Raw genomic sequence first — 23,976 nt, 5'->3', positions numbered from 1 at the left:
TTAAGGCCCAGTAAGCAGTTTTCTCCGTCAGCATTGTGTACCGCGCAAGCGCTAGCACGACTGAAGTGCGGTCAATCGCGGACAACAACGCGACATTTTTAACCGGAACCGAAAAGCATGCTGTTCTTGATCCATGCAGGGTGCGGGTTCGGATGTGGCGTTTTGATCATGCACGTGTTGACACTATGGCGGCGACGGAACCACGTAGATGGCGTGCAAACGAGGAGGGGCGTGATCCGATTCGAAGTAACGCAACGGGAGTAGATCTGCTTTCGACTACGGGGAATTTTGAGATCGACAGGCAAGGAGCAGGTTTGAAATCTTGGAAAGAAAGCGTCCCGGCGCAGTTCCGCGCTCATATGGAAGTTCTACACGTCGATCGCTGATACAACATCGCTTCGAAGTTTCTTGGAGTTCACCGAACGCGACGCGTTTGCCACTGCGGCGGCCGAACAATTGAGCTTGGAATTTTGCGAGCGCTGCTGTAGGGCCCGGATTGTCCGTTACTCGGCAAAACTACAAGCGTGTAGGACCGAGAGAAGAACAACGAATGTAACAACTGAATATCCGCCGCTTTCTCAGGGTTGCTCATACCCAGTGTCTCACTTCGCCGCAGCGCGGAAGCAGTCGCTGAGTCGTCGCCACGGCTAGGGTTCGAGCTCTGCCTGCTTAAATGCAGTGCGCTAGAGCGCTTCACGCGTTCTATCCACGATTCATGAGGAACTTGTTGATGAGTGATCTGATTTTCGAAACCACGGATGCCACGTTCGATATCGACGTATTGCAATCCGAGCTTCCTGTGTTGCTAGATTTTTGGGCCCCGTGGTGCGCACCTTGTCTCGCACTTGCACCGAAACTCGAAGCACTTGCAAAGCAATACGCCGGCAAGCTGCGCGTCGTCAAGCTGAACATCGACGATCATCCGGAAACGAAAAAGCTGTTTGGCGTGCGCAGCATCCCGACGCTGATGGCATTCGCGGGTGGTGAAGTGCAGGATCGGGCGAGTGGGCCTTCAATTTTGCGCGTCCGTGTGCTGGCAGAAAACGCGGTGGGCGCATTCCCCACGGCGCCCATGGTGGTTGAGGACGGAACGGTCCCGACTGTCACGGCGTCGCTGAGTTTTCATGGCCATCCGGCGCTCAAGGACGCATGTTTGAACCGTCTGCGCGAGGCCATGCTGGGAGTGCATGACAAACCCTCGAATATGGCCGCCGGTCAGAACGGCCGTTTTGCCGAATCGCTGGGCGTGCCCGAAGCCTTGGGAGGGGCCATAGACATACTCTATGAACTTGGCAGGAGAGACGGCTCGCTACCTAAGGCGCGTCTTGTCGCCCTATACGAGGCGATTCCCATCGGCGTTGATTTGGGTTACGCGCAGATGGCGCTTGCTCACTGGCTGCTTTACGACCGAATCTGGGGTATTCGACGGCATGTCGAGTTAGGCCCGGGTCAGGCACTGTTCGCGCGAATTTTCGAGCTGCACGAGCAGGAGTTAGCGAGTGCCGCTTACAGTCCCAATGCGTCGTGGGAGTTGCTCGCGCGGGACGCGATCGCAGTGGCCGGCGTAACCCAGCCCGTCAAGACCTATTTGGGCGATTCGAACGATCTGCCCGGACGCGCCGCTCATCTTGCTGACTTGTTCGAGCCGGTGAGTGCGCCGCTTTCGCGCATCAATGTCGTTCAATTGCTGTTAAGCCCACCGCGTCTTGCCGCACGGGACTATGAGGCGTTTGTCGGATGGAGCGATCAGGAAGAAGCGAAGCTGATCGAGATCAAGGCCAACTGTAGCAGGGAAGCGATGGAAGCGACGGGCCCTCGGGTTAAGGAGCCGCCTGAGGCACTGGCCGAATGGCAAAAGGAATGGATCACTCGTTTAAAGCAGTCCCTTGAGGCGGCGAGAGAGCTGGAACCTGCATTTTGGGTGCGCGCCGACGCCTGGCAGGATCACCAGAACAAAATATTTGCCGACTTCACTGAGGCGGCGACTGCCTTCATCCTGACGCAGTTTGGTCAGATATCCAAGACTTCATGAGGATAGCTGTGCTTTCTATCGACGAGCCGGGCGCGGCGCCATCGTCACTTCACGCGACTGGTCAAGAACCTTTCGCCCACGAGCGCGCAAAGCTCGACGGTGTTGCAAGCTTCCTGTTGGACGCGGCATTGCAACGCGGTGCTAGCGATGCGGTCGTGCGCGTGAGCGAATCTGACCAACTTACGGTCAGCGTACGCAATGCGCGGGCGCAGACGTTGCAGCGCAGCGGCACCCAGAGTGTCGCCTTGACCGTGTACAACGGCGCACGCAAAGGGTCCGCATCGAGCTCTGACTTGTCGTCAGCGGCATTGACGGCGGCCCTGGAGGCTGCGTGGCACATCGCGCAATACAGCGGTGCCGATGTCTTCGCCGGGCCCGCTGAAGCCGGCTGGCTAGAAACTGCTCCCCCCGACTTGGATCTCTACCATCCGTGGGTCCTGTCCACCGACGAGGCCATTGAACTGGCGCTGCGTGCGGAAAGCGCCGCGCGTGATTTTGGCGAGACCATTGTCAATTGCAATGGCGCCTCCGTAGTCGCCCATCACGGGCAGTTTGCGCTCGCGACTTCCCGCGGTTTCCGAGGCGGATACAGGCACTCGTTACATCGGCTCAACTGCTCCATCATCGCCAGAAATGCAGGCGGTATGCAAGGCAGCGATTGGGGAATAGTGCGCAGGAAGTCGAGCGAACTGGGTGCGCCCGAACGGATCGGACGCCGTGCCGCCGAGCGGGCGCACGCCATGCTCGATGCACGCAGAATAGCTACCGGCATGTGGCCTGTACTGTTCGAGGCACCCGTAGCATCATCCTTAATCGGCGCCCTTGTCGATGCCGCTTCGGGCGATTTGATTTATCGCAGGCAGAGCTTCTTACTGGATAGCTTGGGTCAGACTGTGCTTGCCGGACACTTGCGCCTAAGCGAAACACCTCACGAGCTGAGTGGTTTGGCGAGCGCTCCATTCGATGGTGAAGGCGTGCGCACCGTCGCAAGAGATGTCGTGCGCGACGGTGTGCTGAACGGCTACTTCTTATCCGGCTATTCGGCCAGGAAGCTCGGTATGGCGAGCACCGGCTTCGCAGGCGGTCCCCACAATATGAATTTGACGAGCACTCTTACCCGGTCCGATGACGACTTGACTGCCATGCTCCGACGTCTCGACCGGGGCCTCCTGGTGACCAATCTGCTGGGGCAAGGTGTCAACCTCGTCACTGGTGATTACTCACGAGGCGTCGCAGGCTTCTGGGTCGAAAACGGACAGATCCAACATCCGGTGCATGAGATCACGATCGCCGGCAATCTCAGGCAGATGCTGCAAGGCATTGTCGCGGTGGGCGCCGACGTACATATCAGGCCCATACGCACTGGATCCATCCTCGTTGATCGCATGCGCGTCGCAGGCCTCTAAATGCTGACCAGAGGTTGCCATGAACGATAATTCTCAGCGCAGCAGCCCCAATGTGGCGCTGGCCGTAGCCCGGCACCAGTTCCTCGAACGGCATGGTCTCAACGACGCCCTTCTGACGCGTACGCTTGCCGAAATTTCGGTGAAGGGCGTGGACTTTGCTGACCTGTATTTCCAGAGCCGACATCGGGAGATGTGGCATCTGGAGGAGGGCATCGTGAAAACAGCGTCCTCCGCCATGCAACAGGGTGTGGGTGTGCGGGCGGTGCGCGGCGACCAGAGCGCTTTTTCATTCACGGAAGACCTTTCCGCGCCCGCCCTTGCGCGGGCGGCGAGCATGACTCGCACAATCGCCCGCAGTGGCGCAGCGCATAGTGTCGACGTTGGACCGAGTGTATTCCCACCTGTCTCTTCCCCGCTTTACAGCTCGTCGAATCCACTGCAATCGCTGGACGCCAGCACGAAGGTGACATTGCTCGAACGAGTTGAGAAACTGGCACGAAGCAAGGACCCGAGGATTACACAGGTCACTGTGGACCTGACGGGTGAGCACGACGTTGTATTGATTGCACGGAGTGACGGTATGTTCGCCGCTGATATACGGCCCCTCGTGCGCATGTCGGTCAACGTGATTGCCGAGCAGCGTGGCCGGCGGGAAAGCGGCCGTGCAGGCGGCGGTGGCCGTTTTGACTACCGCGGATTTTCCGACGAGATCCTGACGCGCTATGTGGACGACGCGGTGCATACTGCTCTGACGAATCTTGATGCCCGCCCCGCGCCTGCCGGTGCGATGACCGTCGTACTCGGACCGGGTTGGCCGGGCGTGATGCTGCACGAAGCGATCGGCCATGGTCTGGAAGGCGACTTCAACCGCAAGGGATCGTCGGCGTTTGCGGGACGCATCGGCGAACGGATTGCGGCCAAGGGGGTGACGGTTGTCGACGACGGCACGCTGCCCAACCGGCGTGGTTCGCTGAATATTGACGACGAAGGCAATCCTACGCAATGCACCATGTTGATCGAGGACGGCATCCTTAAAGGTTACATGCAGGATTCACTGAATGCACGTCTCATGAAGACGCACGTGACGGGCAACGCGCGGCGCGAGTCGTACGCTGTCCTGCCGATGCCGCGCATGACCAATACATACATGCTCGACGGCGACAAGGACCCGGGTGAAATCCTGGCGTCAGTGAAAAATGGCGTGTATGCGGTGAATTTCGGCGGTGGCCAGGTCGACATCACCAATGGCAAGTTCGTATTCTCGGCGTCCGAGGCATACATGATCGAGAACGGCAGGATCACGTATCCGGTAAAGGGTGTGACGCTGATCGGTAGCGGTCCGGAGTCGCTCAAGTGTGTGACCATGATTGGCAACGACATGTCGCTCGACAGCGGTGTGGGCGTGTGCGGCAAGGAAGGGCAGAGCGTGCCGGTAGGCGTCGGACAGCCGACCCTCAGAATCGACGGGCTGACAGTCGGAGGCACTGCTTAGGGCAAGAGCCCTATTCCTGCAACGGGCTCTCCGGTTCGTCTGTTACTAATTTTAATTAGCGCAGCATCGCATTCGCAAGGTGCAGTTCGATCTCGCGACGCTCGACCTCATAGACACGGCCATACCGGCCGTTTGGAACGTGATCTTTTCAGTTCAATGAGCTATCCTATAAAAATTAGCCGCCTCGGCTATTTCGGCTATTTTTACCGGATCCGTCGGAACATCGCGGCATGAAAGCTCGTCAAACCAGTGGTATCCATGCATGATAAAGCCGCCTCACGCGGTGCTGACTAATCAATTCCGGACCGAGTGAAAATCTGCCCACTGCGTAATAAAGGCTCGGCACCCGAACGCTCATGTCCGGCCATAGCGATGATCCGCCTAGCCATCCGAACGTTTGCGAAGTCGACCATCTTTCCGTCGATCGACACCGCCGCCATTCCCGCCGCCTCTGCATCGACCATCGCCGCGATGGTACGCTGCGCCGCTTCCACTTCCGCTGGCGTTGGCACGAATGCCTCCAGCGTCGGCGAGATCTGGTCCGGGTGGATCACCTGCTTGCCGTCATAGCCCATTGCCGCCGCTTTCAACGCCCAGGCACGCGTGAGCATCGGGTCGCGAAACGCACCACAGGGGCCATCGATCGCGCGGAGTCCGAACGCGCGCGCCGCAACCAGGATGCGCATCATGGGATAGCTCCACAGATCCAGCGGTGCGGCCTGATAGTTGCCGGCTTCGTCACGGCGGGTCACGGCGTAACCCGGATGCGTGCCGCCGATCTCCACATTGCGCGCGCCAATCGACGCAGAGAAATCGCCGACACCGAAGTGCAGCGCCGTGAGTGCCGGGCTCGATGCGGCAATGGCATCGACATCGACCACGCCACGCGCCGTTTCGATCAGCGCTTCGATTCCGACCGGGCGCGCGGACCCGATGCGATGTGCCACGAGTGCCGCCACGTGGACTACCGTTCCGGGCGCCTCCACCTTCGGCACCAGCAACGCATCGAGCCTCGGCGCGTCGGTCGAGAGCGTGCGCACCTCGTGTTCATCGACACCCCGCTCGTGGGCATTGATGCGCACGATCAGGTGCTTGGCGCCCCAATCGAGTTCCGCGAGCGCGCGCACCGCAAGCTTCAAAGCTTCGCCCTTTTGTGCCGGCGGTACCGCATCCTCGAGGTCGATGAAAACCGCATCCGCCGCACTCGCCGCCGCCGATTCGAGCATCCGGTAGCGATGTCCCGGCACGGCCAGGACCGTCCGGGTGGCGATCACGACACGTCCCCGGTCGCCGTGGCCCGCGCACTCGCAAGCTCCGCGAGGATCGCGTCGGTATGCTCGCCGACTGCCGGCACCGGTCCCATCACGGGTTCAACGCCTGGAATGATCACAGGCGGCAGGAACATGTCGTGCGGGCCGCTCTCGGTCTCGACACTCCGATAACGATTGCGCTCGCGCACTTGCGGATGTTCGAGCAAAGTCTCGACGTCGTTCATTCTTCCATTGGCGATCGCCGCGCGATCAAGACGCGCCAGAACTTCGTCGGCGCTCCAGCTCGAGAACCGCTGCGTGATCGTCGCCTCGAGGGCCTCGCGATTGGCGAGGCGAACGGTGTTCGAGACGTAGCGCGGGTCGGTGGCAATGGTCGTATCGCCGAGCACGACGTCGCAGAAATTGAGCCACTCGCGTTCATTCTGGATACCGAAGAAAACGGTCTGCCCGTCGCCGGTCGGAAACGGACCGTACGGCGCGATGGTGGCGTGCCGAGCCCCGCTGCGCACGAGCGGCTCGCCGCGGCCGCGCGTGTAATAGGCGGGATAGCTCATCCATTCGGTCAGTGCATCGAAGAGCGATACCTCGAACGCCATGCCGCGTCCCGTGCGGGCGCGCTGGTGCAGGCCCATGAGGATGCCGTTGAGCGCATACATGCCGGTCGCGATATCGGCGATTGCAACGCCGCACTTCGACGGCGTCTCGGGCGTGCCGTTGATCGACAAAAAGCCGGTTTCGCACTGCACCAGCAGATCGTAGGCTTTCTTGTCGCTATACGGACCGTTCGACCCGTAGCCCGAGATATCGCATGCGATGAGCCGCGGGAAGAGCTTCACGAGCGTCCCGGCATCGAGCCCTTGCCGCTTGGCAGCACCGGGTGCGAGATTCTGGATGAAGACGTCAGCCGTGGACAGCAGCGCATCGAGCGTCGCCTGTCCTGACTCCGTCTTGATATCGATGGCAAGACTTTCCTTCGACCGGTTCACCCAGACAAACTGGCTCGACAGGCCGTCCATCGCGCGGTCGTAGTTGCGCGCGAAGTCACCGGCGCCGGGCCGTTCGATCTTGATCACGCGCGCGCCCCAGTCGGCGAGATGGCGGCTTGCCATCGGCGCGGCGATGGCCTGTTCTATCGATACGACCGTGATGTCGTCAAGGGGCTTCATCATTTTCTTTCCTCGTGAATCTCATTGATTTCGTGCCTGACCCACGGGCGGGAACACGTCGTATCAAGGCACCATCCAGCCAAGGACCGGTGTGGACTGCAGATAGACCAGCAAGCTCAGCGCCGCGATCATCAGCACCGTCCAGCCGACCACGCGGCGAAACAGCACGCCTTCGCGGCCCATCATGCCGACTGCTACCGCGCCGACTGCGAGGTTCTGCGGTGAGATCGCCTTGCCGACCACCCCGCCAGATGTGTTGGCCGCCGTGAGCAGGATGTCGGAGAGTCCGGTGTGATGAGCGGTAGTAAGCTGCAACATGCCAAAGAGCGCATTCGCCGAGGTATCGGAACCGGTCAGCGCAGTGGCGAACCAGCCGAGGATGGGCGACACCGGCGCGAACGCCGGGCCGGCCTTGGCAGCCCAGATGCCGAGCGTGACGATCTGGCCCGACAGGTTCATGACATAAGCGACGCCCACGACGCAGCAGACGGTGAACACCGCCCACCGCAGCTCGTGCAGGTTCTTGATGTAGGTCCTGACAGCGACGCCCGCGCCGAGCCGCAGGACCGGCACCGACAGCAGCCCGGCGATCAGCACGATCGATCCGGCCGATAGCAGCCATTCGAACTTCGCGCCGGTTGCGGATACCGCCGCGCCTTTCGGATCGACGACATGAAGTCCCGGCCACGGGAAGCTGGACGTCACGGCGCCCAGCGCATGGCCGATGAAGCCGACTTGCGCGAGGGCCACGACCAGGATCACCGCGCCATAAGGCGCGAGCGCGCGCAGGATATCGCCGGTCGAGTCGATCCTTGCGGCGGGTGCGGGCGTGCTTCCGGGACGGGGCATACGCTCACCGCCGCCTGTCATCGTCGCGGCCATTGCTGCACCGCCTGCCATCGCAAAGTGTTCGCCGGTCGTGCTCACCGCATTGCGGCTCTTGGCGAGGTCGGTGCGGATCGTGCCGATAGACCACACCCGCACGAAGCCGATCGACGCCGCCGCGCATACGAGCGCCGCGACAATATCGACGAGTTCAACCGGCAGCAGCATCGAACCCGCGAACTGCGCGAGCGCGAACGAGACGCCCGCGACCACCGCGAGCGGCCACACTTCCTTCAGCCCGCGCCGCCCGTCGATGATGAAAACGAGGATCAACGGAATGAACAGCGACAGCAGCGGCGCCTGCCGTCCTACCATCACGCTGATGTCATGCACCGGCAGTTTGGTGATCTTCGCGAGCACGGTAATCGGCAGGCCGAGTGCGCCGAACGCGACCGGGCTTGTATCAGCAATCAGGCAGACAGCCGCCGCCTTCAGCGGTTCAACGCCAATCGAAATCAGCAGCACCGCGCAAATCGCGACAGGCGCGCCACCGCCCGCGAGCGCCTCGAGCAGCGCGCCGAAGCAGAACGCGATCAGAATGGCTTGCACGCGCTGGTCGGCGCTCACACGCGCGAGTGTGCGGCGCAGGACGTCGGCATGGCCGCTTGCCTGAGTGAGCTTGAAAAGCCAGATGGCGTTGATGCCGATCCAGATGATCGGAAAAAAGCCGATCGCAGCACCTTCGAGCGCGCCGCTTGCGGCCTGCCCGGCCGGCATGCCATAGGCCAGCACCGCGACTGCGAGAGACACCGCGAGCGAAGCCAGCGCAGCCCAGCGGGCCTGCATGCGCAGGAGGCCGAGCAGAATGAAAAGACACAGCAAGGGCAACACGGCGAACGCCGCGGAAGCGCCGACCGAGTGCGCCACGGGATCGAAAATTTGGGTGTACATATGTCTCCCTCAGCTCTGTTCGAGCGTGCTGTCCGCTCTGTAGCCGGACTTGAAGGGGATAATCTAAGCTTTTCACGACGCTGCGTGAAATACCGCGTTGAACTAGGGGATATAGGCCTTGCCTATACGTTCTCGTCGGTCCGTACGACACCCGACCACACGCCGCTTCCGATCAGCTCCGCTGTCAGCTCGCGCACGACCTTCTGGATCGCAAGCGACGCCGCGCTGACCGGCAGCGCGTTGGGCACGCACAGCCCGACCGGGCGGTGAATTTCCGGACCTACCAGCGCATGGATCAAGTGTTCGTCCTCTGTGTGGCGCCCGAACGCATCGGACGAGACGATCGTTACCACTTTCCCCCTGCGGGCAATAGCGAGCATGGTCGGCAGGGAATCGATATCCCCGATAACCTCGGGCTCAATGCCTTCACGCGCGAACGCGCGGTCGATCAGAATGCGCAAACCGTTGGCGGTGCTCGGCAGCACCATCGGCACGTTCGCGAGCCGTCGCAGCGGCACGTCTTCGGCGCCCCCGATGCCTTCTATTTCCCCGAAGACGAATAGGCTTTCCTCGAAGAGCGGCGCCACGGAGACGCCGCGCGTCTCGGATTCGCGGAACAGGATGGCCATGTCGAGCCGACCGTTCGCCATCAGTTCTGCCAGATAGCCACTCATGCCTTCGACAATCTGTAGTCGGATGCCAGGAAAATGCCCACGCGTATATTCAAAGAGCGGCAACGCGAAGACTACAGCGACACTCGTTGGCAAGCCGATCGCAACACGCCCGGATTCCATGCCGGTCATGCGCATCGCAAGCGGGATTTGCTCCATCTGCCGGATCACTTCTCGGGCCCGCAGATAAAGCGCGCGGCCGGCCTCGGTGGGTTGCACGCCCTGGTGGCTGCGCAGCAGCAGGAGCGTCTTGAGTTCGGCTTCGAGGCCGGCGACTTGCTGGCTTAGAGATGGCTGTGCGACGCGGAGTTGATCGGCCGCCTTCGAGAAGCTGCCCCTGTCGACTATTGCAACGAAGTACCTGAGCTGTCGGATATCCATGCTTTATTTTAGTTGATAAGACCGTTTGCGATAGCAGAGGTCCATGCGGAAGCGTCCTGCGGCCACCTCGCTGCGTAGCGGCGACCTGTCGGAATTGACCTTACGAGGTATGTTTTCATCCAGCCGGTAGAGCTCGCTCTGTTCAAGTACACGCAGAAGGTGCGGTTGCAGGTCGAGCGGCATCTCGCCGATCTCATCGAGAAACAATGTGCCACCGTTAGACTTGGCGCCTTTGTGTGCGTCAACACGCTGCGCGCGCCGTGAATTAGCACTGTGTATGACGCACGAGGCGTAGGCGAAAGCGCTGTCCTATAGATAGGCATGCCGACCCGAGATGTCGGCGGACCCGTCATCACCCAATAAACTACGCTGCTCGCCTCCACGTCTCAGGGGAAGCGGCATCATGCCTGTCTCCTTCGATCCAATACTTACCGCTAAGGCACAGTCGCTTAGTTACCGGAGGTGGATTTTTCCGCGTTGGTCAATGCCACCTCGACGTTGGCGAATTCCGTCATGTTCACCGAACCGTCATCGTTGGTGTCCATGAGATGCATCAACGCCTGCGAGGTCGCACTGCTCGGATCGGATTTGGTGTTACCGAGAGCCGTATAGAGTTCCGAATCCGAGACCGAGCCGTCGCCATTCGTGTCGAGGTCCGTGAAGAGGATGTTAGCCGATGAGTGGCTGCCGCCAAAGTTTTCCACCGCAGTTTCTAGGCCGGACTGCGAGATCGCGCCGACATACTTGTGGGATGTTTCATCGAAGGGGCGTGTCGAGTTCTGCCGGGCTTGTTCAGCAACGGTTTTCGCGATCTCTGCGGAATCGGTCATGCCCACTGGGATCGACAAACTGCTGACCGCGAATGAGATCCCCTGAGCGTTTAGTCCAGCGATCACTTGCGCGCCTGCGCTTAGAGTGACCGTGGATGATGCTTCGGTGACGTCGCCATTGGTCGTAGTCGCAGAGTCACCCGAACCGCTGTTCGGGGCGGAGCTCGAGTTCGTTGCCGCGGCCGCGATTTCCTGCTGCCCGGTGGTACCGGCCTGAGTAAAATGGGTGTTGTCGCTGCCGACGTTTGAAATTGTCATGAAAGCTCCTGGTTTGATATAGCGTACGTAATGCGATTCGGTGCAGGCTGTGAGTGACGGATAGCGAGCGCACTTGCGGCGAACATATCGGCACCTTTTCCGGCGAAAAAAATGCAAGAGGTCCCCATACTCTAACGGCAAAATTCCGGCACGACTTTAGAACGATTGTGCTCTCGCGACAGAGACGGACAGCGCAGCGAATTTGTCATCAGTATCAAGGTACAAAACAGGTTGGCACGCACCGATCCGTTCCAGGTCTGCCGAAAATGGGGCGCTCGCTGGTCACGACGGGAAGCCGTATGGCCACTTCGCATCTGTTATCGACGTTAGTGGCGCAGCAGGTTTTGTCATAGAACTCAACGCTTCACGGGGTCTTCTCGCCACGCTTCGAGCACGGCATCCCTGCTACTGAAATCCGCAGCCCCTGCGGCGAACGCTGGCGTACGGCTAAAGCGCGGCGCCGGCGCCGGATGCAGCGCCTTGCCGTCGATGAGATAGGTTTGACGCGCGGTCATATGCTCGTGCGCTGCGGCCTCGTGCAAGCCCAGCACCGGGCTCACGCACGCGTCGGAACCCCAGAAGTGCGCGGCCCACCCGTCTCGCGTGCGGCTCGCGAAGCGCTCTGCCAACGCGGTGCGGATCGTGGACCAGTTACGCGCGGTCGGAGCGCGGCGGCAGACTGTGGGGGACGATCTCGAGCCCCGACATCAGCGCTTGCCAGAACGGCTCTTCGATTGCGCCGACTGCAATGTAACGGTCATCCGATGCCCGGTCCGTGCCGTACCACGGTGCGCCGCCGTCGAGTGAATTGGTGCCACGTGCTTCGTTCCATTGACCCAGCCCACGCAGTTTGCAGAACAGCGACATCAGTGTGGCTGTGCCGTCGACCATCGCCGTGTCAACTACCTGACCTTGGCTGCTATTGCGAGCCTCCCACAACGCGCACAGCGCGCCGAACGCGAGAAACATTGCGCCGCTCCCATAGTCGCCTATGAGGTTAAGCGGGGGCACCGGCGCGCCATTTGGGGGGCGCTCGCATCCAGTGCGCCAGCGAGCGCGATGTAATTGATGTCGTGCCCCGCAGCGGCGGCGAGCGGGCCAGTCTGGCCCCAGCCCGTCATCCGCGCAAATACCAGATGCGGATTGCGTGCGAGGCAAACGTCGGGACCGAGCCCGAGCTTTTCCATTACGCCTGGACGGCTGCCTTCGAGCACGATGTCAGCATGTCCAACAAGCTCAAGCGCGGTATCGCGATCGGAGGGGGGCAGATCGAGCGGTACGACACGGCGTCCGCGTTGCATGAAGTCATCTGTATCGACGCGGGTATCCGGCCAAAGCCACGAGAGGTGCCGGTGATGAACCATATTTTCTGAGTCATGTGAATTCCAATCGATAGAGAACCGTGCTCCTTCTGAAGAGGGGCACAGTGGCGTTCGGGTGGTGGGGATTTCAGCTTTGTTGAGCGGTCGGACGAATGAGGATCTCATTCACGTCAACATCGGCCGGCTGTTCGATCGCGTAGAGGATGGCGTTCGGGATCGCGTCGGCACTGATCGCAGTCGCATACATCGCCTTTGCCGCTTCTTTGATCGCCGCGCTGCTGATGTGGTCCGGCAATTCTGTCAGGACGGCACCAGGAGAGATGATCGTGCTGCGAATGCTTGCGCCCGCCTCCTGGCGAAACCCCTCGGAGATTGCGCGGACGGCCCATTTGGTCCCGCTATAGACGGAAGTGGCTGGGCCCACGCGGTGGCCGGCGACGGAGGAGACGTTGATGACGTGCCCACTATTCTGCTCTCGCATCACGGGTAGCGCCGCGGCAATGCCGTAAAGCACGCCCTTGATGTTGACATCGATCATCTGATCCCAATCGTCGATTTTCAGTTCGGCAAGTGGGCTTACCAGCATGACCCCGGCATTGTTCACGAGAACATCGAGGCGGCCGAATTCCTCGACTGCGGCATTGACGAAAGCCTTGGCGTCCTCGCGATTCGTCACATCGAGCGGACGGGCGATGGCCTGTCCGCCCGCGACCTTGATCTCGCCGACAATCTTGTCGAGGCGATCGGTACGGCGGGCGCAGAGAACAACTTTCGCACCGGCTTGTGCCAGAACGCGGGCGGCAGCCTCGCCAATACCGCTGCTCGCGCCAGTGATGGCGACGACCTTATCTTGAACGGAAATCGTCATTACAAAATTCCTTGATGGAGCTACATGCTCTGATTTGGAAACTTGGGCGGGGCAACTGGCTCTCAGGGCGTGTCGTAGTCTGAACCCAGAGCAAGGTCCTTCTGCGACTCAAGCGTTGCGAGCCGTTCGGTCAGAGCCTTGTGGACAAGCTTATAGGCGTTGCTACCGAGCGTGAGGCGCTTCGGCGCAGGGCTCTGCTCCACGCTGTCGATCATCGCCGCGACCACCTTTTCCGGATCGAGTGTCGGATGGTAGTCACCAGCAGCGCGCGCCTTCCGCCAAGCGCCGGCAGGCGTGTCATCGTAGACTGCGGACGGAGTGGCGTGGACCATGCTCCCGTGTGCGAAATTGGTGTTGGCACCGGCGGGTTCGACAAGAGTCATCTCAATGCCAAACGACGAGACTTCCGGGATGACGGACTCGACGAAGCCTTCGATGCCCCATTTGCTGGCGTGATAAATCGACAATGCCGGCAGACCAATTTGCCCACCCATTGACGACACCTGCAGGATACGGCCGCCGCCTTGAGCCCTTAGATGGGGAAGGACTGCCTGTGTGACCTCAATCGAGCCGATGAGGTTTGTGTCGAGTTCGTGCCGGATCTGCTCATGAGTGAGTTCTTCCGCTGCACCAAAGACCGCGTAGCCGGCGTTGTTCACGATGACTTCGATGTGGCCGAGTTCTGCAAATGCCTTGTCGACGACGCGGCGGATCGCGAAATGGTCTGTGACGTCGAGAACCTCGATCCAGAGCTTGTCGCCATACTTATGCTTGAGATCGTCGAGCGCTGCTGGCTTGCGCAAGGTGGCGGCCACGCGGTCGCCGCGCTCCAACAGCTTTTCCGTAAGGAGGCGCCCGAAGCCAGATGATGTTCCTGTGATGAACCAGGTCTTGGTAGTCATGTGTCGTCCTTTCTGAAATGAATGAGAATGTGCTCAGCGGCCTTGCTGAAACTCCGGGAAGTCGGCCCCGAGGGTCGTCGCGGTCCAGGTATCGAAATTCGCTCGCACGGTGTCGAGCTTGCCGTAGGCTGTCCTGAGCGCTCTGGCTCCGAGAAGAAGGCGCAGCGGCGGGTCTGCGGCCGTGACGGCAGCAATGATCGCTTCGGCCGCGCGCGCCGGGTCGCCCGGCTGCTTGCCTGCGCCCTGGCGCAACTGTTCCCGTTGCCGGCCGGCAGTCGGCGCATAGTCTCCGATCACGGCGGCGGATTCGACGATCGAGCGGTCAGAGAAGTCGGTCCTGAATGGGCCAGGCTCGACGATCGTCACGTTCACGCCGAAGGGCTTACATTCGACGGCGAGTGCCTCCGACAGCCCCTCAACGGCAAACTTCGTGGCTGAATAGTATCCGGTGCCTGGAAAGCCGATGAGGCCCCCGATCGAGGAGACATTGACGACATGTCCGCTGTGGCGGGTGCGCATACCGGGAAGGACCGCACGGATCGTTTCGATCAGCCCGAAGACATTGGTCTCGAACTGCCTGCGGATCTCATCGTCCTCGCCTTCCTCGATAGTCGAGCGGTAGCCGTAACCGGCATTGTTCACGAGCACATCAACGCGTCCGAAGCGTTCTTCAGCAATCTTCACGGCAGCAACGATGTCCTCGCTGATCGTCACGTCGAGCTTCGCCGCCACGGCATTTTCCTCGTGGCCGTCGATCAGGTCTTGGATTTGGCTCGGCTGGCGTGCCGTCACGACGATGCGCCAGCCACGGTCGATCACGGCCTGGGCTAAGGCACGGCCGAGACCGGTCGAGCAACCGGTGATGAACCAGACTGGCGACAACGGCGGTTCCTTCGTGGGGTTTGATGCCGTGTTTGCACCAAGCGCTACCATTGTTAGGTCTCCGATTAGGGTTGAGGATGGGGGTCTGGTGCAGCCTCATGCTTCCAGAAGGTTTTCGATGCGAATGGGTAGCTCGCGAACACGCTTGCCGGTTGCGTGGTAGACGGCGTTAGCGATGGCGGGAGCAACCCCGACGATCGACAACTCGCCTATTCCCTTGGCGCCAAGAGGATTGACGATGGAATCCTGCTCTTCAAGGAAGTGCGTTTCGAGCGAACCAATATCAAGATTCACCGGCACCAGGTAATCGGCCATGTGCGCATTGACCGGCCGCCCGTTGCGCGGATCGAGCACAGTGCGCTCCATCAATGCCTGCCCGATACCGCCGACCATGCCGCCGATGCACTGGCTCGTCGCAAGCCGCGGATTGATAATCCGGCCCGCGCCATAGACGCCGACCAGTCGGCGAACCCTGACCGTGCGCACATCGGGGTCAACGGAGACTTCGGCGAAGAACGCACCAAAGCCATACATGGAGAACTTGTTCGCAATGTCAGGCGACCTGGAAGCGGATGCCTTGGACTGAATCGGTCCTTGGTTCCCGACGACATCGCGGTACGTTTCGCCGGCTTCGGTATCGCTACGTCGTCGCAGCCTCCCTTCTGTCCATTCGAGCTGTTCGATGGGCGCCCCATAGAGCGGCGATCGGCGATCGGCAATCGCCCGCTTTGCTGCCTCAGCTTGAACTGCAAGACACGCCGCGCGGATCGCCGTGCCCACGGACGCCATGGTCCACGATCCCCCATGCGAGGGGGCAGTCGGCAGATCCGAACGTCCGAGCGTGAAGCGCACCCGGTCCATAGGCAGACCAAGGGTGTCTGCCGCAACCTGGGTCATTGACGTGTAGGTGCCGGGCCCCATGTCGGCGGTTGCCACCTCGATCTCCACCGTGCCATCCGGCATCAATCGTGCGATAGCGTCGGATGGCGCTTGAGCAGCCGATCGCGTGGTGGTTGCTACTCCCCAGCCGATCAGGAGTCGACCATCGCGCATGGACCCCGGCGCGGGGTCGCGGCGCGACCAGCCAAAGCGTTCCGCGCCGAGATCGAGACACTGCAAGAGCGAGCGGCTTGAAAACGGCCGGCCCGAACTTTCATCCACCTTCGGCTCGTTGCGCCGACGCAGCTCTATCGGGTCAATGTTCAGTGCGACGGCAAGCTCGTCCATGGCGCATTCAAGCGCGTAGGCGCCGCTGGCCTCACCGGGCGCGCGCATTGGCGTTGGGGTGGAGGTATCCGTCGGCACAATCCGATAGCGGGTGCGCACGTTCGGGCAGGAATAGAGAAACTCGGACTGGTTGGTGATGCCCTCGAAGAACTGCTCGTAGCGGCTCGTCTCCGCGAAGGCTTCATGGATGATGCTCGTGAGTTTACCGTCGGCGGTGGCGCCGAGCGCGACGCGCTGCTCCGTCCGTGGCCGGTGGCCGGTCGTGAACGACATCTGGCGGCGTGTCAGCACGAGTTTCACCGGGCGACCGATCTCACGCGCCGCCACGGCAGCGAGGGTGACGTGCGGCCAAGTGCGCAGGCTGGTACCGAAGGCGCCGCCGACAAAGGGGCAATTAACCTGTACGTTCTCACGAGCGATGCCGAAAATGGCTGCCATCTCGGCTTGCTCATTGCCGACATACTGGCTCTTGCTCCACAGGGTGAGCTTGCCGCCTCGCCAAGCGGCGACCGTTGCATGCGGCTCCATTGGATTATGGTTCTCGCGTGCCATCTCGTAGACGGCATCGACCTTCACCGGTGCCGCCGCGAGCGCAGAGTCGGCCTTGCCCCGTTTACGGTCCGCGGCAACTCGGGCATTGACTGCGGCGGTCTGCGTAGCGATCACTTGCTCGGCGCGGGGATCATGGATGTCCGTGACCGGGCGCGAAGCGGCATAGCGAATGCGCAGCGCCGCCGCGGCGCGCTCAGCATGGTCGAGCGAATCAGCGACGACCACGGCGACCGGTTGGCCGAAGAAGCGGACCTGGTCATCTTGCAGGACATGCAGGCGCTCGCCTACGCCCGGGTCGATTACGCCCTTGTAGGGCTGATAGGCGAGGCGCGGTGCATTCAGATGGCTAATCACCGTCAGGACGCCAGGCAACCGCATGACCGGGGCGCTGTCGATGCTGGTAATTCGTCCGAGCCCGATGGTGGCGGATACGATGACGGCATAAGCCTGGTTCGGTTGGTTGAACTCAGCCGCGTAGCGGGCGCCGCCCGTGACTTTGAGGCGGCCATCGACGCGCGGTACCGGTTGACCGATCACAGGGGAATTTGAGGTACTCATGTAGCTTCTCCCGCCATTTCAAGCGTGCGCGTAATGGTTCGCGGCAGCAATTCGACCTTGAATTGATTCCCCGACAGGGGACGGGCACCCGCGGTCGCATGTTGCGCCGCTGCCTCGAAGACACTTCGTTGTGGCCGCTGGCCAACGAGAGCCGCTTCCACCGCATGCATACGCCATGGCTTGGTGCCCACACCGCCACAGGCGACGCGTGCCGTCCGGATGATGCCGTTGTCGATCTGCAGGGCGGCGGCAGCGGACACCAGTGCAAACTCATAAGAGGATCGATCGCGAACCTTCAGGTAGCGGGCCGTGCGAGACCAAGGACCGTTAGGAATACGCACGTCCAGGATGAGTTCGGAAGGCCGCAGGGTATGCTCCAGGTGGGGGGTTTCTTTCGGCAGCCGATAGAGATCCTCGACGGGGAAACTGCGCTCGCCGCGCGAGCCGCGCACGCGCATGGTCGCACCCAGCGCGACGAGGGAAACGGCCAAGTCGGACGGGTGCGTCGCGACGCAGCTCTGGCTCGTACCGAGAATGGCGTGACCGCCGTTCAGGCCGTCGATCGCCGAGCAGCCCGAGCCCGGCGTGCGCTTGTTGCAGGGCGCGTCAAGCATGCGGAAGTACGGGCAGCGGACACGCTGCATCAGGTTGCCACCGATCGAGGCCATATTGCGTAGTTGGGGTGAGGCACCCTCGATCAACGTTTCAGCGATCAGAGGCTGCAGTCGCTGCGTTTCAGCATGCACGGCGACTTCCGACATGCGAGACAAGGCGCCGATGACCAGTGTGTCGCCATCGACGCGGACTTGATTCAGCGGCAAGGCATTAATATCGACGAGTCGCTCTGGTCGCTCGACTTCCTCGCGCATGAGATCGATGAGCGTCGTTCCACCGGCGATGTAGCGTCCCCCAGCCTGGGCCGCCTTGATGGCGTCCGCCTCGCTGGCGACTTTGACGAATCCGAACGGCATCATGCTCGTCCCTTTCCCGAAGCATCCGAGACGGCAGCAACGATGCCTGGATAGGCGCCGCATCGGCAGATATTGCCGCTCATCCAGAACTTGATTTCTTCGGTCGAGTGGGTATGGCCTTCGGCGATGCAGCCCACGCCCGACATGATCTGCCCGGACGTACAGTAGCCGCACTGGAACCCCTCGTGCTCGATGAAGGCCTGTTGCAGGGGATGCAGGCGATCGCCGTCCGCGAGCCCTTCGATGGTCCGGATTTCCGCGCCTTCGTGCATGATTGCCAGCGTCAGACACGAGTTCACGCGCTTGCCGTCGATCAATACGGTGCAGGCACCGCAGGCACCTTGGTTGCAACCCTTCTTGGTACCAGTCAGGACAAGCGTCTCGCGTAGCACATCGAGAATCGACTGGCGTGGATCTACGGCCAATGCCTTTGCTTCGCCATTGATCGACATGCGAACCACAGTAGTGGGAACGGGAGCAGAATTCGACGGTGCTTGCGCCACGGGTGGGGTTCCCGACGTGGCGACACCCGGTATCGAGGCCACGGCGGCGGCACCAGCGCCAGTCACCATGGCCTTAATCGCCTCGCGTCTGGACAAGGAGAGGCGTGAAGGCTCTTCGGAATCTTGTTCAAAAGCGCCGGGTTCAGTCTTCCGATCTGACATGGGGTTGTCCTTTCAAGCCATTACGTTATGCAGGTAATCCGTCTATTGGTCACTCTGACCTGACACACGATGCGTCAATCCCGACGCTCGACGCATCGGGACCGCGAATACTTGCCACTCCGCAGGACGCCATCATTCGCACTACTAATTCTTGACGGGTACGCGCGTCCAGAGGTCGTTGAACGCAACGCTGTCGAAAAATGCTGTCCCTTCGATGACCAAACCGTCTTTCATTTTGAGAAACCAGGCGTAGTTGTTGACGTACGGCTTGCCGTCGTTAGCGATTCCTCTTCCCGCGAACTGCGCGATCACCATGTCTCCTTCCCCATAAATGCCCTTGACCTCGATCGGACGAAATTTCTCAGTTGAATGCGCAAAGCGCGCACCGAAAGGTACGTTGATTTTGGCATTTAGCTCATTCTTTCCAACGGTCGTCCCCGCAATGAGTGAGTTGCCGAAAATCGTCCACTTGATATCGTCGGAAAGAACGCTTAGAACGTTACCTCCATTGCTCCAAGCCGTGAGCGCCGCTTCGACTTTCTGTTTGTTCGAGGCGGTTACGTCCGATCCGCTTTGAGCCATTGCCTGCGGCACGGAAAACAGCGTGAATAGAATCGCAGCGACCCCAAGGGACAGGGCAATACGTCGACCCTTTTCGATCATTTTCATGGTGAACTTCCTTATTGATTGACGCAGATACCGGGGCGGAACGCTCCGCCTTCGCATCTCTGCATCTGGGTCGTGAAAAGAAGACGGTCAGTGGGCGTTGCCACCATCGGAGCCGTCGGGGTGGTCGAAATCTACAGACAAGGCGATATCCTTTTGCGCTTCCAGCGCTGCCAGGCGATCGTTTAATGCCGCATTGATCATCGTATAGGCATCTATCCCGAGCGTAAGACGTTTAGGGGCGGGCTCCCGCTCGACCGAGGCGAGAATCTCGCGAACGACCTTCTCAGGATCGACCTTGGGTTGATATTCGCCGCCTTCGATGATGCGGCGAGTGTCTCCGGCCGGTGTCTGAGCGTAGGCGCCCACCGCCTCCGGCATCACGGCACTCCCGAATGCGAAATTCGTGCGAGCGCTTCCCGGTTCGACGATCGTGACCTGGATGTTGAACGGTGGGATGTCCTGGATGGTGGATTCGAAGAAACCTTCAATGCCCCATTTCGTCGCGTGGTAAAGCGATAGACCCGGCAGAGCAATCTGACCACCCATGCTTGATATCTGGAGGATGCGTCCGCCGCCTTGCGCGTGCAGGTGCGGCACAGCCGTACGAACTACCTGGATCGATCCGACGAGATTGGTGTTGATTTGATGGACGATCTGCTCTTCCAGCACTTCCTCTGCCGCACCGAACAGGCCGTACCCGGCATTGTTGACCACAACGTCAATGCGGCCGAAGTGCGCGAATGCCGCATCGACCACACCACGGATCGCAAGGGTATCGGTCAGATCAAGGGGCTGGAGCAGGAGCTGCTCACCGTGTTTCTCTTTCAGGTCGATCAGCGAATCCATCTTGCGGGCAGTGCCGGCAACGCGATCGCCGCGCTCCTGAAGCCGTTCCGTCATAAGCCGGCCGAAGCCTCTGTTCACGCCTGTAATGAACCAGGTACGGACGGTCATAGCTCCATCCTCCTTGCAGTGAGAGCGCCAATAGCCGCGCGATGAGAGATGAGGTTACACCGCACAATTGAACTGAAAAACTGATTAAAATGGGATGACTTATCAACCTGAGGTTTATAGTTGCCTTATGGAAAGAGATCAGTTTGACGGGATCATTCCGTTTCTTGCCGTCGCTAAACGCTTGAGTTTCACGCGGGCAGCGCTCGATTTGAACATCTCATCCACCGCAGTCAGCAAGGCCATCCAGCAGCTTGAACAGCGACACGGCGTCGTGCTGTTCCAGCGAACAACGCGTAGCGTCGTCTTGACGGAGCCTGGCGCTGCGCTGTTCGAGCGTTTACAGCCAGCAACCGCCGAAATCGGCGATGCGCTGACACATCTCTCGAATTACCAGACGCGCCCGACAGGCACCCTGCGTCTGACCATGACTCGCACCGCAATGATGCTGCTCGTTGAGCCGATTGTTCCGGAGTATTGCCGCACCTACCCCGATGTCACGCTGGAACTGTCAATCGACGAGGGAACGGTGGATCTCGCGAGCGGGCTTTATGACGCGGGAATTCGCCTAGGGGAGACGGTTGAGAAGGATATGGTCGCCGTGAAGCTCACGCCCGAACTCCGTTGGTCCGTGGTCGGTTCGCCTGCTTACTTCGCGCGGGCTGGTCGGCCTCGGAAACCCGAGGAACTGACTCAACATGAAGGCATCCTCTATCGCTTCATCACGTCAGGACAACGACACCGGTGGGAGTTCAACCGGCGAGACCGCGACTTCATCGTGGACATGACAGGACGGATCGTCGTCAATGAACGCGCGTCGCTATTGTCGTTCGCTCGTCAGGGATTGGGCCTTGCCTATGTGTCCGACCTTGAGGCGGCCGAGGACCTGGCCACGGGTCGTCTCCAGTCGGTGTTGCGGGATTACATCCGCCCGACGACCGGGTTGTACCTCTATTTTCCGGCCAGGACCCAGGCGCAACCCAAGCTGCGCGCGTTCATTGATATGGCGAAGCGGAAAGGGCTGGGGTCCAAGTAGATGAGTTCTGTGGAGATTGCGGCACCCACGTGTGATCCCTCGGCATCAGCCTCTCCCGGTTAGCGTCGATATTGACACGATAAGGAACTTGCGGCTTGAGTCAGCAAAGCGTTCTCGGAATTGCCTCAAGGCCAGGCCGCCACCGCCACGGCCAACACCAAGACGACGAAAATGGAGGCGCTCATCTTCGGCTCCCAATATTCCATGAAGCCGAAAGTGATACCCAACCAGCCGGCGGCGGCTGCTAGACACAGGGCAATGACCGGCTTGAGTTTGAACGTTTCCAGGGCGCGCCAAGCCAGCCAGAGGCACAGTAATCCGAACAGGACCTGACCAAAGGCGAAGGCCGTGTTCAGTCCGTAGTACAGCGTCGTTTCCAAACTTGGGGAACGCTTACCGCGCAGATATTGGGATGCAACGTCGACGCCGAAATGCAGGACGCCACCGAGTGCAAGCCAGCCGAAGGCGACATAAACAAGTATCCGATGCATTGGGTTACCCGAAGCGTGTGGCGCTGAGTTTCAACAAGACGTCCCATAGCTTCTTGGCAACGTTCAGGTCGAGCGATTGGGCTGGCGGCTTGGCGAGCGCGGGATAGCCGCGCGTTTCGCTCATTTGGTCGAGACCGTAATATCGACCCGGGTCCGCCTGTGGCGACGTGGCGGCAAACAGCGTCGGCAATGCGCCTTGAGCAGCGGGCTGGAACAGGAACCATAGAAAACGGCGCGCAATTCCGAAAGTGCTCCGGGTGGCCGCGCCGTTAGGCAGCAAGTCGGTACGGGAGATGCCGGGATGAGCGGCAATGCTCTGGATGCCCCAGCCTGCCGCATCGCTGCGACGCTGCAACTCGAAGGCGAACATCAGGCAGGCCAGCTTGGACTTGGCATACACAGGCATCGGCTTGTAACCGCGTTCGGCTTGCAGGTCATCGAAATGGATCTGGCCATCGCGGGCAGCAATACTCGATAACGTAATGACCCGCGAGCCGGCCCCCTTGCGCAGGAGCGGCAGCAACGCGGCGGTCAGTGCGAAATGGCCCAGATAGTTGGTGCCGAACTGAAGCTCGAAACCGTCGCCAGTCGTTCTTCGCGTTGGCGGCGTCATCACGCCGGCATTGTTGATCAGCACATCCAGATTGCTGCGCTGTGAACGAAGCCGTTCCCCGAAAGCAGCGATCGATTCCAGGCTTGCCAGATCCAGCATTTCGAATCGGACGTTGGCGGTGGGCACCGCCTGGCGAATATGGGCCACGGCCTCCTGACCCTTCGTAGGGTTGCGGCCGGCGATGATGACCTCAACATCCGCTTGGGCCAGGGCCTTGGCGTCTTCGAACCCTAGCCCGCCGGTGCAGGTTACGACGACCGAACGTCCCTGCTGCGAGGGGATATCGGAACTGGTCCAGGTCTTTGCCATACAGGACTCCCGTTGACTGGATTTACCGTGCGGCGCATCCACAGCGCCATTCACGACGGGGCCAGTTTGCCAGCCCGTCGACGAGTGACGATAAATTCAGCGCCTCGGCAAAAACTTGTCAAAACTGATGAATTTCATGCCCATTCCTACAATTCCTGATGAATCAAGATAGTTTTACTTGGCGATTTTCTGGCAAGCTGGCATGTACTCCGACTGAATTGGAGCCCTCATGAACGCTCAAATCGCCACTGCCATCGCCCGCTATGCCGATCGACACGGCGGCGGCAATGCGGCCTTTCCGACACCCGCCGCTGGCCTGACGCTGCTACGATCCACACAACAGGTGCTGCCGCAGCGCATGTTGTACAAACCTTCGCTTTGCGTGGTGGCGCAGGGCGCCAAGCAGATCGTCTTCGGCGAGCAGGTCTTCCACTATCGCGCCCTGCAGGGCCTGGTGGTCAGCATCGAGGTTCCCGCTTTAGCAGGCTGCGGAAATACCTCACTCCGAAGTCACCCAAAAGGTCAGTTCAAACGTTGTTAGTAAAGCCCCCCAACTGAGAGACGCGATGCGCGGCGCCGATACCTTTACCGAGAATCTATTCACCTTGCGTAAGCTGGAGGACTTTGTTCCAGCAGATCATCCGCTGCGCTCGATTCGCAAGATGGTCAACGCAGCG

Annotated in this window: 23 protein-coding genes and 2 pseudogenes; 6 read left to right on the top strand and 19 right to left on the bottom strand. The window is 60.6% G+C overall.

Features of this window, described 5'->3' with window-relative positions:
- Positions 1 to 730: 730 nt before the first annotated feature.
- From HB376_RS39270 to tldD, 3 genes are read left to right on the top strand one after another with little or no spacing between them, the layout of a single operon-like run.
- Positions 731 to 2,032 carry a thioredoxin domain-containing protein gene (locus HB376_RS39270; RefSeq protein ID WP_213769073.1) on the top strand — a complete coding sequence of 434 codons (1,302 nt, stop codon included), beginning with the start codon at positions 731 to 733 and terminating at the stop codon, positions 2,030 to 2,032.
- 17 nt (positions 2,033 to 2,049) lie between these two features.
- A complete protein-coding gene (pmbA, locus tag HB376_RS39265) occupies positions 2,050 to 3,438 on the top strand; it encodes a metalloprotease PmbA (protein WP_346730667.1) in 1,389 nt (462 codons plus the stop codon).
- A gap of 19 nt (positions 3,439 to 3,457) precedes the next feature.
- A complete protein-coding gene (gene tldD, locus HB376_RS39260; protein WP_213769071.1) occupies positions 3,458 to 4,930 on the top strand; it encodes a metalloprotease TldD in 1,473 nt (490 codons plus the stop codon).
- A gap of 290 nt (positions 4,931 to 5,220) precedes the next feature.
- Here tldD and HB376_RS39255 read toward each other — a convergent pair whose 3' ends face one another.
- From HB376_RS39255 to HB376_RS39185, 17 genes and pseudogenes are all read right to left on the bottom strand, one after another.
- Positions 5,221 to 6,204 carry a CoA ester lyase gene (locus HB376_RS39255; protein WP_346730666.1) on the bottom strand — a complete coding sequence of 328 codons (984 nt, stop codon included), beginning with the start codon at positions 6,202 to 6,204 and terminating at the stop codon, positions 5,221 to 5,223.
- On the bottom strand, positions 6,201 to 7,370 hold the full coding sequence (locus HB376_RS39250) for a CaiB/BaiF CoA-transferase family protein (RefSeq protein WP_213769070.1): 1,170 nt from the start codon (positions 7,368 to 7,370) through the stop codon (positions 6,201 to 6,203). The genes HB376_RS39255 and HB376_RS39250 overlap by 4 nt, the downstream gene beginning before the upstream one ends.
- A 60-nt stretch (positions 7,371 to 7,430) precedes the next feature.
- Entirely contained in the window at positions 7,431 to 9,143 is a 1,713-nt protein-coding gene (locus tag HB376_RS39245; RefSeq protein WP_213769069.1) for an L-lactate permease, read from the bottom strand.
- 122 nt (positions 9,144 to 9,265) lie between these two features.
- Positions 9,266 to 10,195: a LysR substrate-binding domain-containing protein gene (locus HB376_RS39240; RefSeq protein ID WP_213769068.1), complete on the bottom strand. Its 930-nt coding sequence runs from the start codon at positions 10,193 to 10,195 to the stop codon at positions 9,266 to 9,268.
- Between the two features lie 3 nt (positions 10,196 to 10,198).
- Positions 10,199 to 10,417: pseudogene (locus HB376_RS39235) on the bottom strand (sigma 54-interacting transcriptional regulator); the annotation flags it as partial.
- 227 nt (positions 10,418 to 10,644) lie between these two features.
- Positions 10,645 to 11,283: an EF-hand domain-containing protein gene (locus HB376_RS39230; protein WP_213769066.1), complete on the bottom strand. Its 639-nt coding sequence runs from the start codon at positions 11,281 to 11,283 to the stop codon at positions 10,645 to 10,647.
- Between the two features lie 356 nt (positions 11,284 to 11,639).
- Entirely contained in the window at positions 11,640 to 11,912 is a 273-nt protein-coding gene (locus HB376_RS41585) for a CoA transferase (RefSeq protein ID WP_255631849.1), read from the bottom strand.
- 22 nt (positions 11,913 to 11,934) lie between these two features.
- Positions 11,935 to 12,252 (bottom strand): CoA transferase, encoded by a 318-nt coding sequence (locus HB376_RS41580; RefSeq protein WP_255631848.1) that lies wholly within the window; start codon positions 12,250 to 12,252, stop codon positions 11,935 to 11,937.
- Positions 12,253 to 12,272: 20 nt separating this feature from the next.
- Positions 12,273 to 12,584, bottom strand: coding sequence for a CoA transferase (locus HB376_RS41575; protein ID WP_255631847.1), 312 nt, complete (start codon positions 12,582 to 12,584; stop codon positions 12,273 to 12,275).
- Positions 12,585 to 12,732: 148 nt separating this feature from the next.
- Positions 12,733 to 13,473: an SDR family oxidoreductase gene (locus HB376_RS39220; RefSeq protein WP_213769065.1), complete on the bottom strand. Its 741-nt coding sequence runs from the start codon at positions 13,471 to 13,473 to the stop codon at positions 12,733 to 12,735.
- 62 nt (positions 13,474 to 13,535) lie between these two features.
- On the bottom strand, positions 13,536 to 14,375 hold the full coding sequence (locus tag HB376_RS39215) for an SDR family oxidoreductase (RefSeq protein ID WP_213769064.1): 840 nt from the start codon (positions 14,373 to 14,375) through the stop codon (positions 13,536 to 13,538).
- A 33-nt stretch (positions 14,376 to 14,408) separates the two neighbouring features.
- The gene (locus HB376_RS39210) at positions 14,409 to 15,257 is read right to left on the bottom strand and encodes an oxidoreductase (RefSeq protein ID WP_346730665.1); all 849 of its coding nucleotides are present in this window, start codon (positions 15,255 to 15,257) and stop codon (positions 14,409 to 14,411) included.
- A 96-nt stretch (positions 15,258 to 15,353) separates the two neighbouring features.
- Positions 15,354 to 17,594, bottom strand: a complete 2,241-nt coding sequence (locus HB376_RS39205; RefSeq protein WP_213769062.1) for a xanthine dehydrogenase family protein molybdopterin-binding subunit — start codon at positions 17,592 to 17,594, stop codon at positions 15,354 to 15,356.
- Entirely contained in the window at positions 17,591 to 18,568 is a 978-nt protein-coding gene (locus HB376_RS39200) for a xanthine dehydrogenase family protein subunit M (protein ID WP_213769061.1), read from the bottom strand. Before HB376_RS39200 ends, HB376_RS39205 begins: the two co-directional genes overlap by 4 nt.
- Complete coding sequence (locus tag HB376_RS39195; protein ID WP_213769060.1) at positions 18,565 to 19,230, bottom strand: (2Fe-2S)-binding protein; 666 nt, start codon at positions 19,228 to 19,230, stop codon at positions 18,565 to 18,567. The genes HB376_RS39200 and HB376_RS39195 overlap by 4 nt, the downstream gene beginning before the upstream one ends.
- Before the next feature lie 144 nt (positions 19,231 to 19,374).
- Positions 19,375 to 19,899 (bottom strand): nuclear transport factor 2 family protein, encoded by a 525-nt coding sequence (locus HB376_RS39190; protein WP_213769059.1) that lies wholly within the window; start codon positions 19,897 to 19,899, stop codon positions 19,375 to 19,377.
- A gap of 87 nt (positions 19,900 to 19,986) precedes the next feature.
- The gene (locus HB376_RS39185) at positions 19,987 to 20,853 is read right to left on the bottom strand and encodes an SDR family oxidoreductase (RefSeq protein ID WP_213769058.1); all 867 of its coding nucleotides are present in this window, start codon (positions 20,851 to 20,853) and stop codon (positions 19,987 to 19,989) included.
- Between the two features lie 94 nt (positions 20,854 to 20,947).
- Here HB376_RS39185 and HB376_RS39180 point away from each other — a divergent pair, with 94 nt between their 5' ends.
- Positions 20,948 to 21,886 carry a LysR family transcriptional regulator gene (locus HB376_RS39180; RefSeq protein WP_255631846.1) on the top strand — a complete coding sequence of 313 codons (939 nt, stop codon included), beginning with the start codon at positions 20,948 to 20,950 and terminating at the stop codon, positions 21,884 to 21,886.
- A gap of 125 nt (positions 21,887 to 22,011) precedes the next feature.
- Here HB376_RS39180 and HB376_RS39175 read toward each other — a convergent pair whose 3' ends face one another.
- Both HB376_RS39175 and HB376_RS39170 read right to left on the bottom strand, forming a co-directional pair.
- Positions 22,012 to 22,377 (bottom strand): hypothetical protein, encoded by a 366-nt coding sequence (locus HB376_RS39175; protein WP_213769057.1) that lies wholly within the window; start codon positions 22,375 to 22,377, stop codon positions 22,012 to 22,014.
- 4 nt (positions 22,378 to 22,381) lie between these two features.
- A complete protein-coding gene (locus HB376_RS39170; protein WP_213769056.1) occupies positions 22,382 to 23,299 on the bottom strand; it encodes an SDR family oxidoreductase in 918 nt (305 codons plus the stop codon).
- Positions 23,300 to 23,528: 229 nt separating this feature from the next.
- Here HB376_RS39170 and HB376_RS39165 point away from each other — a divergent pair, with 229 nt between their 5' ends.
- Both HB376_RS39165 and HB376_RS39160 read left to right on the top strand, forming a co-directional pair.
- Positions 23,529 to 23,840 carry an AraC family transcriptional regulator gene (locus HB376_RS39165; RefSeq protein ID WP_213769055.1) on the top strand — a complete coding sequence of 104 codons (312 nt, stop codon included), beginning with the start codon at positions 23,529 to 23,531 and terminating at the stop codon, positions 23,838 to 23,840.
- Between the two features lie 25 nt (positions 23,841 to 23,865).
- Positions 23,866 to 23,976, top strand: a pseudogene (locus tag HB376_RS39160) (IS5/IS1182 family transposase); the annotation flags it as partial.

Origin of the sequence: Caballeronia sp. dw_19 (genome assembly GCF_018449515.1) — a bacterium.
In the GTDB taxonomy this organism is placed as follows: domain Bacteria; phylum Pseudomonadota; class Gammaproteobacteria; order Burkholderiales; family Burkholderiaceae; genus Caballeronia.
The sequence above is the reverse complement of the archived record's forward strand: the minus strand, read 5'-3'. Positions and strand labels throughout refer to the sequence as shown.